Raw genomic sequence first — 12974 nt, forward strand, 5'->3', positions numbered from 1 at the left:
TCTTTTTGCTCCCTTATATCTTTTCCTTACTTTTAAACACAAATATTGTATCGCATGAATCTTTCCGAAAGACGTAACCTTATCCGTTGGATTATTATATTAGGTTCCTTTAATATCCTGGTTTTCATATTATGGAATACGTATACTTTTTTCCAGAAGTTTAAGGACGAGGAACGTTTAAAGATGGAACTTTGGGCTACGGCTACCAAAACACTAAACAATGCCGATGAAAATACAGAAGTGGAACTACCGTTTCAGATTCTGAGCAACAATACCACTATCCCGATTATCCAGACTACAGACAAAGATAGCATTATCAATATGATCAATGTTGATAAGGAAATCAGTGCCGATTCGGATCGTTCAAAAGCCTATCTGAACAAATTACGTTCGGAGAACCAACCGATCATTATGGATCTGGGTGGTAAAAATCAATTTCTGTATTACGGCAATTCGTCCTTACTGACCAAATTAAAATTCTATCCGATTGCATTAGTCCTTATCGGACTGTTTTTTAGCGGTATGATTTTCAGTTTTTACCGCGCCAGCAAAATGGCTACCCAAAACAAACTATGGGCCGGTATGGCGAAGGAAACCGCACATCAGATCGGCACACCGCTATCATCGCTGATCGGATGGGTCGAAATTATGAAAGCGGACGATGTAGATGAGACGACCGTTTCGGAAATTGAAAAAGACATTAACCGACTGCAAACCATTACCGATCGTTTTTCTAAAATTGGCTCTGAGCCGGTACTTGAAGACCATGATCTGATACAGGAAACGGAACAATCGTATGACTATCTGAAATCGAGAACTTCCAAACAGGTTGAATTTACGTTTCAAGCACCGAACTATCCAATTCATATCCTAATGAACCCGGCTTTGCATAGCTGGACTATCGAAAATCTGGTTAAAAATGCGATCGATGCGATGAAAGGTAAAGGCAAACTTCATATTGCAATTGAAGATACCGAACGCTTTGTAAAGATTAAAGTGAGTGATACCGGAAGTGGTATTCCGAAGAAGTTATTCAACAGTATATTTGATCCCGGATTTACGACCAAAAAACGCGGTTGGGGACTTGGTCTATCGTTAACCAAACGTATTGTAGAAGAATATCACAGCGGAAAAATTAAAGTGGCGCATTCGGAAATCGGAAAAGGAACCACCATGCAGATTACTTTTAAAAAGGCTATTGTTTAAACAGTTCCTTTTGCTGTAGGCTTTTTTTAATGAATATGACTTTTTCACCATCCCAGGTATACGTCTCTTTCCAGACTTCATTTTCTGTTGGTATTATTTCAGATTCGTCTTCATTAGCCGATATCCGCCCTTTGCTTTCTTCAATAATTTTAAAAATATAACCCGGTTTACCACCCGGCTCATCGGGAAAAATAAACGTTTCATTATATGAATAAAGAGCAGCCTTAACAATTGACATCTTTTCCGGCAACACTAATAATTTTGTTCCGGTCCATCCAAAATAAAAGTAATATGTCGGAATGCCATAGACGCCACCACTGAAACTGATCCGGTAGAGATTTTGTATATTCTGAAGTCCGTAATTACCCATCAAACTTTGCTTATGGTAAGGCGTATCGTTAATATCTTTTCGGATTTCTTTGCTATCTAGCAGGGCATTGTTTTGATCCAGGACTTTAATACCCAGAACATATTCCGGGGAGACCGAGCCATCTTCTTCTTTTTTAGCACTGACACGTTCTAAAACCGTTAGAAAAGAAAGAGTATTGGTTGTTTTAAAATCGAGTGCCAGAAACCCAAGCCATAAATAGCCTTTTTTGGTTGTAGTACCGGATAGGTATTGGATTTCCACCCAATTCATATCGATCCCTTTTATTTTCTGTGTCTTCTGAGTTAGCTTTTTTACCATAACTCTTTTCCCCAGTTGTAAAGAATCGACTAACTTTCCGGAAGTTGACGGCACATCGCGGACATAACAGTTTGCAACGCCAACTATTCCTTCTTTTTCGATAACAACAGTGTCGTCCGAATCGCCTACATCCTTGCCGTAAAGCCATAGACCACTGTCGGTACCCTGCGCAAACACCGCTCCGGAAACCAGAAGCAGTAAAAGCAACACTATTTTTTTCATTAATTAAAGATTGCCGGCAATAGCCTGTGCCAGCTCTTCAAATTGTTGTTGGGTTAAACTGGTTTTACGCTGGAAACGCATATCGTCCATATCCTGAAGTGGAATAAGGTGTACGTGAACATGCGGTACTTCAAGGCCTACCACCGCCATACCGATTCGTTTGCAAGCCACGGTTTTTTCCAAAGCTTTGGCTACTTTTCTGGAAAAGCGCATTAGCTCCAGATAATGGTCTTCTTCCATATCGAAAATCTTATTGATTTCCGTTTTCGGAATACAAAGCGTGTGTCCTTTAGCATTTGGGTTAATATCCAGAAATGCCAGAAAGTTATCGTCTTCCGCTACTTTATGGCAGGGAATTTCGCCGTTGATGATTTTGGTAAAAATGGAGCTCATAGGAATTAGTCTCTTGAGATTTCTAAGATTTCGAATTTTAAGGTTCCGTTTGGCACCTGGATTTCTGCGATTTCACCCACCGATTTTCCAAGTAAGCCTTTACCGATTGGAGACGTAACCGAAATTTTACCGGTTTTCAGATCTGCTTCGCTTTCCGCTACAAGCGTATATTTCAATTCCATACCATTGGTCTGGTTCTTGATTTTCACTGTTGACAATACTAATACTTTCGAAACATCCAGTTGTGATTCGTCGATCAAACGAGCATTTGCCACTACCTCTTCCATTTTGGCGATTTTCAATTCCAAAAGTCCCTGTGCTTCTTTAGCAGCATCATATTCGGCATTTTCGGACAAGTCACCTTTATCTCTTGCTTCAGCAATAGCCTGTGAGGCACGCGGACGTTCCACACTCTTTAGCTGATCCAGCTCATCTCTTAATTTTTTTAATCCTTCGGCAGTATAATAAGATACTTTAGTCATATTTTCGTCGTTTATATAAATAGAAAAAATCCCATCAAAAACGGGATTTATGTCTACAAAGATATATTTTTTTATTTATTTCGTTTTTAATTATGCTCTTTATAGCACAAGTCAAAGTTAATTAAATTAAATTTGTTTTTCAATTGTTTTACTAGATTTTATATGAAAAAATACCTCTTTTTATTGTTTTTAGCGGCTTTTATCGGAAGCTGTAGCAAAGACAGTGTTGTAAACAATAATAACCCTTACCTACCTAACTATCCGGTTTCTTTAACGATCAACTTAAACCTTCCGGCTTATAGTTCCTTAAAGTTTATCAACGGTTATGCGTATGTATCGGGGCCTGGAGCCGGAGTACGCGGCATTATTCTTTTTAAAGGAGCCACCGGGATTGTAGCTTTCGACCGTGCCTGTCCGAATCAGGGATTAAGCGATTGTTCCACTATGGATGTAGATGGTATTGATGCGGTTTGTCCCTGCGACAATAAAAGATATAGTTTATACACCGGAATTGGCGGTGGCCAATATCCGATGAAACAATATCGTACAGAACAAGTCGGCGATATCGTTCGGGTTTACAATTAATAAAAAAGGCTGTCCAAAGACAGCCTTTTTTATACTTTTATAATCACACCTGACAGGTTTTAGAAACCTGTCAGGTGTTTTTTTTTATTAGAACTTCAGTGTTAAACCACCCATAAAATTGATTCGCGCCTGCGGATAATAACCAACTCCTTCGATTGTCGTAACCTGATTTGGATTGGACCAATCGTCATCGTAGGTATAGAAAAACCCGTTTGACTGGTATTTGGTATTAAATATATTATTTACCAATCCGGTAATCACAATTGATTTAAAAATCTTCTTCGGTTTGATTTCATAAATGATATTAAAATCAGAAACCGCATAGGATTTTAAGATTGATTTTTCCGAATCGACATTCCCCATATACTGATTTCCAACAAACTTAGACAACAAGGTTAGCTGTAGGTTTTTTAACGGCAACCAGGTAATCGCATTTCCAGCTATAAAATCGGGTGAAAAAGCAATGTTTGTTTTCCCGAAATTGTGCAATTCGCCATCTTTATTCGCTACAAAATCGACAATCTTGTTTTGGCTGATGGTTGCATTCTGACGCAATACCCATTTCTCCGAAATAAAAATACTGGCATCCAATTCCAATCCAACACGGTAACTGTTGTCTACATTAACCCGTTTCGATTCTCCAACATCATTCAATGCACCTGTTAGCACCAACTGATCCTTATACTTCATATAGTAGGCATTTACATTTAGCTTCGCCACTCGCGATGCATAGCGCCATCCCAATTCATAATCGTCCATTTTTTCCGGTTTCGGAACGTTCCCTTCATAATCGTTACGATTGGGTTCCCGACTGGCTTTGGCATATGAAAAATAGAAACTGTTTTTAGGATTCAGCACATAATTCAATCCTCCTTTTGGATTAAAAAAGCGGAACGTATCGTCCACCAATCCGGTTTTAACCGCATTCGCTTTGTAATTTACATTTCGATATTGTAAATCACCATACAAACTTAAGGCCGATGTAATATCGTAGGTGGCCTTAGCAAATACGTTGACATCGGTTTTAATCCCTTTGTCATCGTAAAAAAGCTGACCGTAATCGTAGGCTGCTTTTTCCTTTACCCATAACAATTTTCCAAAGTGACCGCCTTCAAATTTATTAGCACCACCGCCGATAACCATATCCAGTTTGTCATTTTTATAATTGGATGAAAATGTAAAACCGTAGAAATCGTTGTCCAGCCATTTTTGGTTGATCAGATCCGATCTGGAAATTGTTGTTCCGTTATCGACAAACGGCGTTAATCCAAACTCCGAGAACTTCCCACTTCGTTTATAGCTTTCATAATAACCTTTTCCTTTGGTATAATGCGCCGCCAGATTCGTCGACCAGTTATCGTTCCATTTTTCATTCCAGTGTAATTGGTAATGATCCTGATTAAAATTATCGGTTTGATTATCGTAGAACTTCACCTGACCGTTATCATCAAAATACAAACCGGAAATATTAAACCTCGGATTGTTATCCAACATATTTTCGTCCAAGCCTAAATCTTTCAGTTCCATCCCATCCAAACCGTTCCAAGACTGGTATGTTTTTTCCGAACCTCCAAAAACCAATGCTTTGATCAAGGTTGTTTTCCCCACATAGGTACCCTGAAGGAAATACGATTTCAGATCGGAAGACGCCCGGTCGATATAACCATCGGAATTGATTTTCGACAAACGTCCTGCCAATTCGAATTTGTTATTCAACAATCCCGAGCTAAATTTTACGGTATGTTTCCGGGTATTAAAACTTCCAAAGGAATTTGAGATTTCACCATTTCCTTTTTCCGAATAACCATCGGTTAGCATATTTAAACTGGCACCAAAAGCTCCGGCACCATTGGTTGATGTTCCGGCACCGCGTTGCAACTGCAAACTTTCGACCGATGAGGCAAAATCGGGCATGTTCACCCAGAAAGTTCCCTGAGATTCCGAGTCGTTATACGGAATTCCGTTAATGGTTACATTCACACGGGTCGCATCGCTACCCCTCACCCGGATTCCGGTATAGCCTACGCCATTCCCGGCATCGGTTGTGGTTACCACCGACGGCAGGTAATTCATCAGGACAGGTATATCCTGACCAAGGTTTCGTTCGGATATTTGTTTTTTTCCGACATTACTAAACGTAACCGGCGTTTTGTCGGCAGCACGAACCGCCGATACCAATACTTCGTCCAGTTGTTTTGTTTTTGTAGAATCGGTTACGGTTTTTTCCTGTGCGAAAAGCACGACCGGCTGAAGACATAGTAACGCCACAACGGATTGTAATACTGTTTTCATTCGTAAAATGTTACGAATAAAAGGGGTAATTATTCTTTGATTAATAAAAAATGATGTTTCCACGACACACGAATACCCTACGGCATCTGTGATGTCTTATTCCCTAAACAGCATTACCTGTTCCAGGTTCATTGGGTATGATCTCAGCTCGATTGTCCGGTTTTGAATCCGGATATAAGCACCCCTTTGAGACAGGACAAAATTATAAAAAGAAATCGCATAAAATCAAATCCGAATAGAAAAAACACAAAAAAGAGCGTTTTTTCCCTATTGCGATTACACAATTCCTAATTTATTCCATTCCGGGTTTCCGGCGCGATTCTTTTTTCTGTGCCTGAAATCGTTTGTTTTGAATCCGTTTTTTTACCGCCGCATGCGGAATACGAGTTGCTTTTCGTTCTTTTTCGACCTGCAAAGCCTGTTGAATCAGCGATAGAAAACGCATTGTCACGATTTCTTTATTTTTAAGCTGGCTTCGACTTTCCCCGCAACTAAGCAGCAAAACACCTTCTTTCGTTAGTCGGTTTTCAAGTTTCGCCATCAGGAGTGTTTTTTCATCATCGGTAAACGCTCCGGAACCCGCGACATCAAAAACCAGTTGTATTTTGGTCGCTACTTTATTTACATGCTGACCACCCGCACCACTACTTCTTACCGCCTTATAGCGCAATTCGGCAAATAGTATTTCTTTTTGCATATTATCGTGGCTGATGCGCCGGTTTTAATAAGTCGTTTACGGTTTTCACCGGATTAAAGGTCAGAAGCGGCACTTCGGCAAAAACCGTAATCCAGTTGGCCATCGCACCATTCCATAAGCCCGGTAATTCATAAGCCTTAATATCTTTACAGCCTTTGGTTTTATTGACAATAAATCCGGTATTATGATCAACATAATTTTCCAGATTGAATTTTTCTCCTTTATAATCTTTTACACCACAAACCAAATCCACCGGATTAAAATGCGTCGATTCGCTTAGGATTAATGCCTGCTTTTTATTTTGAAGATCTATTTGTGACGATTCCACAATTTGCAACGAATGCATGCCTTCTTCACCCGTCACCCAAAACGGTCCGCCGCCCGGTTCTCCTTCATTTTTCACCATACCACACACCCGTATCGGTCGGTTTAAAAGCTGAAACAACTGACTCTTTTGGTTTTCGAATGTATATTTTGAAAAATTACGCGGTAAGACAACATTTAGTTCACCGGTAGCAAAATCAATTATTTTTTGAACAATCGCCGGATCGGTTGTTGTTTCCAACACCTTCAGACTTTCGAAAATTTGTTCCTGTAGTCGTATCAGCAATCCACCTAATAATTTTTTATACCGAACTATCCCTTCAAAATGATTAAAACAAACATTATCGATATTTTTCACGAAAACAATATCGCTGGTCAGTCGGTTTAGATTCTGAATCAACGCCCCATGTCCGCCCGGTCGGAAGAAAAGCGAACCGTCTTCCAGTCGGAACGGTTCATTATCAAGGCCAACCGCTAATGTATCCGTGGCTTTATCCTGAAAAGAATAGTCAACATCGACTGCATTTTCATTCGTCAAAACCACTTCTGAAAAACCTTCCAAATGTTCTTCCGAAACTGTAAAATGAATATGATGCTTACCCTCTACATTGGTGTATGCCTGTGCTTCTTTGAGATGCTTATATATGGGTGTTGTGATCGCTTCTTTTTCCTGATGGAATGGCAATACCCCTTTCGGTTTATTCAGAAAATCGAATTTTGCCGGTGACAACATCGTTTCGATAAAACGGTAATATTTTTCATCCTGAGAAAAATCATCAAAACCTTCGTATTCCGATTTTGTTTCCTGGAGCACATCGGCATAAAACGGAAACTTTTCTATTCCAACCAAAAACACCGACAATTCCAATGCTTTCTTTCTATTTACATAGGCATTGATTGTTTCGTCGTGTAATTTAAACTCATTCAGAAAATCGACGAGAAATTTAAACATTCTGCTGGCAGCACCCGAAGCCGGAACCAGTTTTTCAATCGAAAACCGATCCTGACGCGCTTCGAAATAATCGATCAATTCCTGTTCCTGATCTTCATCAAAGAGTCGGATTCCGTCGCCTACCGTTGCGATTTTATGAAGGTTGATTTTCGCAATTCCTTCGTTAAAGAACTTCAATTGCCTTTCGATAGCATCGATATTGGTTCCCCGATGCCACATTTGTAGAAAATCGGCCGATGTAAAACCCAGGCTTTTGGCTTTAAGTAACATTTCCACCGCTTTTACCGCCGTTTCAAAACGCTGTTCTTTATTCCCCGAAAGGATAATATAGGGTTTATTATTTTCAATTAAGGCATTTTCAAAAAGCTGAAAGGTTTCTTCCCGCTTTTCCGGACGATCCCTTAGGTCGTCTTTTTCCCAAGGCACATCGACATCCGTCAGGAAAAACAAATCGTAGTTATGTTCACGCGCGGCATCGTCCAGTAATTCATTACAAAATCCATAATAGATTTCCGAAAACACTTTGGTCACCATCAGATTGGTATCACAAAACAGCAACTTACTGGCAATCTGAACAGCTTCATTTTCGAGTTTCATCTGACCAACGGCAATCGGAAGCATATCGCTTTCATCACAAATTGCCTGTTGTTCTTCCCACTTTTGCTGTAGATAATTTCGTGCATATTCGGGTATCCAGATGGTTTTAAAATGTTCTGCCAACTGTCTGGACAATGTCGTTTTCCCTGTGCTTTCAGGGCCGTACATGGTTACTTTTATAACTTTTGAGTATCGTTGTTTAAGATCTTTCTCCATTCTAAATAGGCCGATATTGCCAATAGTGTAAATATTAAATACTGTAACGACAACATTCCCAACCCTCTATATGCATAAAGCGGTACCGCGATAATGTCGCCGATTATCCAAAGCGTCCAGTTTTCGATTTTTTTATTGGCCATATACCACATACCGGTAAAAAACAGCCCCGACGCCAATATGTCAACATAATTTTCGTGTTTGATTTCGTAATCAAACAAATTATAGATTGCGAAAATTATAATAATTGTTATTAAAAACAAGAATATACCGATAATTTTTTCGGTCAATGTTGTCCTGGATATGGACAAAGAATCAACATTTGTTCTTTTTCGGGCCCAATTGTACCAGCCGTAAATACTCATTATCGAAAAGTACAGATTGATCAACATATCACCGAGATAGCCCGCCTGAAAAAGCAGGTAAACCGTAATGGTCGTCGCTATAAGTCCGGTTGGATAGACCCAAATATTTTCTTTTTTAGCATACCATACACTGGCAATACCAAAAACAAAGGCTATAAACTCCAGTACGATCTGTAGCGTTGATGCATTTTTATAGGCATCTAAAAAGAAATCCACCATACCTTATAAATCTGAAAAAAAGTCGGCGTTTTTTTCGAAAGCCGTTCCAATCACCACCATGGTTGCGCCAGCCTGATAGACCTGTTCCATATGTGCTTTCGACCGAATTCCGCCGCCAACAATAAGCGGAATAGCAATATTTTCTGCGACCTTACGTACTGTCTCCAACGGAACAGGCAATTGCGCACCGCTACCCGCTTCGAGATACATCATTTTATGACCGATCATTTCTCCCGCAAGAGCTGTTGCGACAGCAATTTCCGGTTTGTCATTTGGTACCGGCATCGTTCCGCTAATATAGGAAACCGTTGTTTGCTTTCCACTTTCAATGAGTATATAGCCGGTTGAGATTACTTCCAGTTGGGATTGTTTTAATAACGGAGCCGCCTGAACATGTTGTCCGATGAGATATTCCGGGTTTCTTCCGGAAATAAGCGACAAAAACAACATTCCGTCGGCATGATTGGTAATATGGGCCGCATTTCCCGGGAAAAGCAAAATCGGTAGCGTCAGTTTTGCCTTTAATGCTGCAATAATGGCATCCTGCTGATCATTAAACAACAAACTTCCGCCAATAAAAATATGTGTTGCGCCCGATAGTGCCATTTTATCAATCAGGACATCCAGCTGTTCGCAATCCACTTTATCCGGATCGAGCAAAATAGCCAGTAGTCGTTTTCCCTGTTGTTGTGCCGTTATAATTTGTTTGTAAATTTCCCCCATCATCTGCATGTATTTTGTTCGAGGGCATAAACCAATGTAAAGTCTTCGATTTCTTCAAAATAAAATTCGAAATCTTTTCGAAAATTATCTTTGGTAACGGTTGCCGTTCCTTTTTTATCGTCCATTACAAACGAATGAACGGTCATATTGTCTTTAAAACTCAGGCTTCGGGAATTGCACATTTTATATTTTGCTTCTTTCGCGCCCCAAATCACGGTTAACTTCCGGATATAATCGGGTTCGGATTTATCGAGAAAAGCAAATTCCGGATCGATAAATTTATCAGCAATTTTACTGATCTTCTCCCGTCGCAGCTCCATGTCGATTCCGACATTATTTTTTCCAACAATAATCGCTGAAAATTCATAGGAATGCGTAATTGAAATATTCTTACCATCGCTTAAATGTGGTTTTCCAAAAGCGTCGTAATACAAATCCAAATCGGTATAACCGAGCTCCGCGAACAGATTTCGTACACTTAGAAATCCTCTTTGATGTTGTTCGGATTTCATTCCGTTTACGCGTACACGGCTCGAGTCCTTTAACGGTTTATCGCGGAATAGTTCGTCCAGTGATTCTGTGATTTTCCAAACCAGAACCCGGGTATCAGGATCTATTTTTATTGTTTTATAAAGCGGCATTAGCGCGGATGGTTTATATATTGAAGCGGTAAATTTTTATTTTTCTGATAACGAAAACGTTAGCTTTTCCGGCAAACACGAAATATCCGGTTATCCTTCCAATTTTAAAAACTAATTCCGTAAATTTGCACTAAATTTTTTGTAAATACAAATAATAAAGCAGATGAGCACAAAAACATTGCCTTTCGTGGCTTACAAAGTAAAAGATATTTCTCTGGCTGCCTGGGGAAGAAAAGAGATCGAATTAGCAGAAGCGGAAATGCCGGGATTAATGGCACTTCGTGCAGAATATAAAGAAGAGCAACCTCTTAAAGGTGCTCGTATTGCAGGATGTCTTCACATGACGATCCAAACTGCGGTTTTAATCGAAACTTTAATCGCTTTAGGAGCTGAAGTTACCTGGAGTTCTTGTAATATTTTCTCTACTCAGGATCAGGCTGCTGCTGCAATTGCTGCAACAGGCGTGCAGGTTTATGCGTGGAAAGGTCTTAACGAGGAAGAATTTGACTGGTGTATTGAGCAGACCTTATTCTTTGGAGAAGACAGACAACCATTAAACATGATCTTAGATGACGGTGGTGATTTAACCAATATGGTTATCGACCGTTACCCGGAATTAATCCCTGCTATTAAAGGATTATCAGAAGAGACTACAACAGGTGTACACCGTTTATACGAAAGAATGAAAAACGGAACATTACCAATGCCTGCTATCAACGTAAACGACTCGGTTACCAAATCGAAATTCGACAACAAATACGGTTGTAAAGAAAGTGCTGTGGATGCAATCCGTCGTGCTACAGACGTAATGTTAGCCGGTAAAAGAGTAGTTGTTTGCGGATACGGTGACGTTGGAAAAGGTACAGCGGCTTCTTTCCGTGGCGCCGGTTCTATTGTAACCGTTACCGAAATCGATCCAATCTGTGCTTTACAGGCTGCAATGGACGGTTATGAAGTTAAAAAATTAGATACTGTAGTAGGTAATGCTGATATCATCATCACTACAACAGGAAACAAAGACATCGTTATCGGAAAACATTTCGAGAAGATGAAAGACAAAACGATCATTTGTAACATTGGTCACTTCGATAACGAAATCGATATGGCCTGGTTAAACAAAAACCACGGTGCTTCTAAAATCGAAATCAAACCTCAGGTTGACAAATACACCATCAACGGTGTAGATATTATCATTTTGGCCGAAGGTCGCTTGGTAAACTTAGGTTGTGCTACAGGACACCCAAGCTTTGTAATGAGTAACTCGTTCACCAACCAAACGTTGGCACAGATCGAATTATGGAAACACAGCGACAAATACGAAAATCAGGTATATATGCTACCAAAACACTTAGATGAAAAAGTGGCCGCTTTACACCTTGCCAAATTAGGCGTTGAACTGGAAACATTAAACACAGAGCAAGCTGCTTATATTGGCGTTGAAGTTTCTGGACCATTCAAACCGGAATATTACAGATATTAATCCCCAAAATATCCTGTAACAGAAAAGACCTCAAAATTGAGGTCTTTTTTTATACCTAATAGTAAAACCTGACAGGTTTTAATCTCAGCATATGTTTAAACCTGTCAGGTTTGGCTACTAATAATAACAATATAACCTAGCAGGTTTTAATCTCAGTATATATTAAAATCAAGTGTCTAGCAGTTAACATTAAGCAACAATAAAACCTGACAGGTTTTAATCTCAGCATATGTTTAAACCTGTCAGGTTTAGCTACTAACAATACAACCTAGCAGTTTTTAATCTCAGTATGTATTAAAATCAAGTGTCTAGCAGCCAACAATAAGCAACAATAAAACCTGACAAGTTTTACTTAGCGCGGGTTTAAACCGGTCAGGTTTGTCCACTAATAAGTACAAAAAAAAGCCCGTTTCTGAGAAACGGGCTTTTATATCTTTTCTTGTAAGATAAGATAGATTCTTATGCTTCGAATGGAACTACAGAAACATAGGATTTGTTTTCTCCTTTTTTCTGGAATTTCACCACTCCGTCAACTTTTGCATGTAAAGTATGATCTTTACCCATGTAAACGTTTTCTCCCGGATTGTGTTTAGAACCTCTTTGTCTTACGATAATGTTTCCAGCAATTGCAGCTTGACCACCAAAAATCTTAACACCTAAACGTTTCGATTCTGATTCTCTACCATTCTTGGAACTACCGACACCTTTCTTGTGAGCCATGACGTATTAGTTTTTAATGTTAATTATTCTTCTGTAGCTTCCGCTTTTTTAGTCGCTTTTTTCTTTGTAGCTCCCGCTCCAGTGATACCACTGATTACGATTTGCGTTAAAGATTGTCTGTGACCGTTTTTCTTTTTGTAACCTTTTCTTCTTTTCTTTTTGAAAACGATTA

The 12974-nt window shown here is 39.5% G+C and carries 14 protein-coding genes and 1 riboswitch; of the genes, 3 read left to right on the plus strand and 11 right to left on the minus strand.

What is annotated here, in order from left to right:
- Positions 1-54 precede the first annotated feature (54 nt).
- Positions 55-1206: a HAMP domain-containing sensor histidine kinase gene (locus Q1R07_RS01790; protein WP_300485364.1), complete on the plus strand. Its 1152-nt coding sequence runs from the start codon at positions 55-57 to the stop codon at positions 1204-1206.
- Here the strand turns inward: Q1R07_RS01790 and Q1R07_RS01795 are convergent.
- Genes Q1R07_RS01795 through greA form a run of 3 tightly spaced genes read right to left on the minus strand, consistent with a single transcriptional unit; the run spans position 1196 to position 2991 of the window.
- Positions 1196-2116 carry a hypothetical protein gene (locus Q1R07_RS01795; protein ID WP_300485366.1) on the minus strand — a complete coding sequence of 307 codons (921 nt, stop codon included), beginning with the start codon at positions 2114-2116 and terminating at the stop codon, positions 1196-1198. The genes Q1R07_RS01790 and Q1R07_RS01795 overlap by 11 nt on opposite strands.
- 3 nt (positions 2117-2119) lie before the next feature.
- Positions 2120-2509, minus strand: a complete 390-nt coding sequence (locus tag Q1R07_RS01800) for an HIT family protein (RefSeq protein ID WP_136403787.1) — start codon at positions 2507-2509, stop codon at positions 2120-2122.
- 5 nt (positions 2510-2514) lie between these two features.
- Positions 2515-2991, minus strand: a complete 477-nt coding sequence (gene greA / locus Q1R07_RS01805) for a transcription elongation factor GreA (RefSeq protein WP_136403786.1) — start codon at positions 2989-2991, stop codon at positions 2515-2517.
- 162 nt (positions 2992-3153) lie between these two features.
- Between greA and Q1R07_RS01810 the strand changes: the two genes are divergently transcribed.
- Positions 3154-3576: a hypothetical protein gene (locus Q1R07_RS01810; protein ID WP_300485369.1), complete on the plus strand. Its 423-nt coding sequence runs from the start codon at positions 3154-3156 to the stop codon at positions 3574-3576.
- 87 nt (positions 3577-3663) lie between these two features.
- Here Q1R07_RS01810 and Q1R07_RS01815 read toward each other — a convergent pair whose 3' ends face one another.
- The 6 genes from Q1R07_RS01815 to Q1R07_RS01840 form a co-directional block, all read right to left on the minus strand.
- Positions 3664-5868, minus strand: a complete 2205-nt coding sequence (locus tag Q1R07_RS01815) for a TonB-dependent receptor (RefSeq protein ID WP_300485370.1) — start codon at positions 5866-5868, stop codon at positions 3664-3666.
- 83 nt (positions 5869-5951) lie between these two features.
- A riboswitch (TPP riboswitch) is annotated at positions 5952-6064 on the minus strand.
- Between the two features lie 96 nt (positions 6065-6160).
- The gene (gene arfB / locus Q1R07_RS01820) at positions 6161-6565 is read right to left on the minus strand and encodes an alternative ribosome rescue aminoacyl-tRNA hydrolase ArfB (protein ID WP_300485372.1); all 405 of its coding nucleotides are present in this window, start codon (positions 6563-6565) and stop codon (positions 6161-6163) included.
- Between the two features lies 1 nt (position 6566).
- Positions 6567-8654, minus strand: a complete 2088-nt coding sequence (locus Q1R07_RS01825) for a DUF4301 family protein (RefSeq protein ID WP_300485374.1) — start codon at positions 8652-8654, stop codon at positions 6567-6569.
- Positions 8615-9238, minus strand: a complete 624-nt coding sequence (gene pnuC / locus Q1R07_RS01830) for a nicotinamide riboside transporter PnuC (RefSeq protein WP_300485377.1) — start codon at positions 9236-9238, stop codon at positions 8615-8617. The genes Q1R07_RS01825 and pnuC overlap by 40 nt, the downstream gene beginning before the upstream one ends.
- 3 nt (positions 9239-9241) lie before the next feature.
- Positions 9242-9964, minus strand: a complete 723-nt coding sequence (locus tag Q1R07_RS01835; RefSeq protein ID WP_366526327.1) for a geranylgeranylglyceryl/heptaprenylglyceryl phosphate synthase — start codon at positions 9962-9964, stop codon at positions 9242-9244.
- Positions 9961-10602, minus strand: coding sequence for a 4'-phosphopantetheinyl transferase superfamily protein (locus tag Q1R07_RS01840; protein ID WP_300485379.1), 642 nt, complete (start codon positions 10600-10602; stop codon positions 9961-9963). Before Q1R07_RS01840 ends, Q1R07_RS01835 begins: the two co-directional genes overlap by 4 nt.
- Before the next feature lie 163 nt (positions 10603-10765).
- Between Q1R07_RS01840 and ahcY the strand changes: the two genes are divergently transcribed.
- The gene (ahcY, locus tag Q1R07_RS01845) at positions 10766-12082 is read left to right on the plus strand and encodes an adenosylhomocysteinase (RefSeq protein WP_300485381.1); all 1317 of its coding nucleotides are present in this window, start codon (positions 10766-10768) and stop codon (positions 12080-12082) included.
- 459 nt (positions 12083-12541) lie between these two features.
- On the opposite strand, the gene rpmA is transcribed toward ahcY, so the two are convergent.
- Positions 12542-12802, minus strand: a complete 261-nt coding sequence (gene rpmA / locus Q1R07_RS01850; protein WP_300485383.1) for a 50S ribosomal protein L27 — start codon at positions 12800-12802, stop codon at positions 12542-12544.
- A gap of 23 nt (positions 12803-12825) precedes the next feature.
- A partial coding sequence (locus Q1R07_RS01855) for a bL21 family ribosomal protein (RefSeq protein WP_300485387.1) occupies positions 12826-12974 on the minus strand: 149 nt, incomplete at its 5' end.

Source organism: Flavobacterium sp., from assembly GCF_030146175.1.
GTDB lineage: Bacteria > Bacteroidota > Bacteroidia > Flavobacteriales > Flavobacteriaceae > Flavobacterium.

Bases quoted from the DNA above. Each gene is read 5' to 3' on its own strand.
- Q1R07_RS01790 (WP_300485364.1), top strand. From the start codon at position 55: ATGAATCTTTCCGAAAGACGTAACCTTATCCGTTGGATTATTATATTA.
- Q1R07_RS01795 (WP_300485366.1), bottom strand. From the start codon at position 2,116: ATGAAAAAAATAGTGTTGCTTTTACTGCTTCTGGTTTCCGGAGCGGTG.
- Q1R07_RS01800 (WP_136403787.1), bottom strand. From the start codon at position 2,509: ATGAGCTCCATTTTTACCAAAATCATCAACGGCGAAATTCCCTGCCAT.
- greA (WP_136403786.1), bottom strand. From the start codon at position 2,991: ATGACTAAAGTATCTTATTATACTGCCGAAGGATTAAAAAAATTAAGA.
- Q1R07_RS01810 (WP_300485369.1), top strand. From the start codon at position 3,154: ATGAAAAAATACCTCTTTTTATTGTTTTTAGCGGCTTTTATCGGAAGC.
- Q1R07_RS01815 (WP_300485370.1), bottom strand. From the start codon at position 5,868: ATGAAAACAGTATTACAATCCGTTGTGGCGTTACTATGTCTTCAGCCG.
- arfB (WP_300485372.1), bottom strand. From the start codon at position 6,565: ATGCAAAAAGAAATACTATTTGCCGAATTGCGCTATAAGGCGGTAAGA.
- Q1R07_RS01825 (WP_300485374.1), bottom strand. From the start codon at position 8,654: ATGGAGAAAGATCTTAAACAACGATACTCAAAAGTTATAAAAGTAACC.
- pnuC (WP_300485377.1), bottom strand. From the start codon at position 9,238: ATGGTGGATTTCTTTTTAGATGCCTATAAAAATGCATCAACGCTACAG.
- Q1R07_RS01835 (WP_366526327.1), bottom strand. From the start codon at position 9,964: ATGATGGGGGAAATTTACAAACAAATTATAACGGCACAACAACAGGGA.
- Q1R07_RS01840 (WP_300485379.1), bottom strand. From the start codon at position 10,602: ATGCCGCTTTATAAAACAATAAAAATAGATCCTGATACCCGGGTTCTG.
- ahcY (WP_300485381.1), top strand. From the start codon at position 10,766: ATGAGCACAAAAACATTGCCTTTCGTGGCTTACAAAGTAAAAGATATT.
- rpmA (WP_300485383.1), bottom strand. From the start codon at position 12,802: ATGGCTCACAAGAAAGGTGTCGGTAGTTCCAAGAATGGTAGAGAATCA.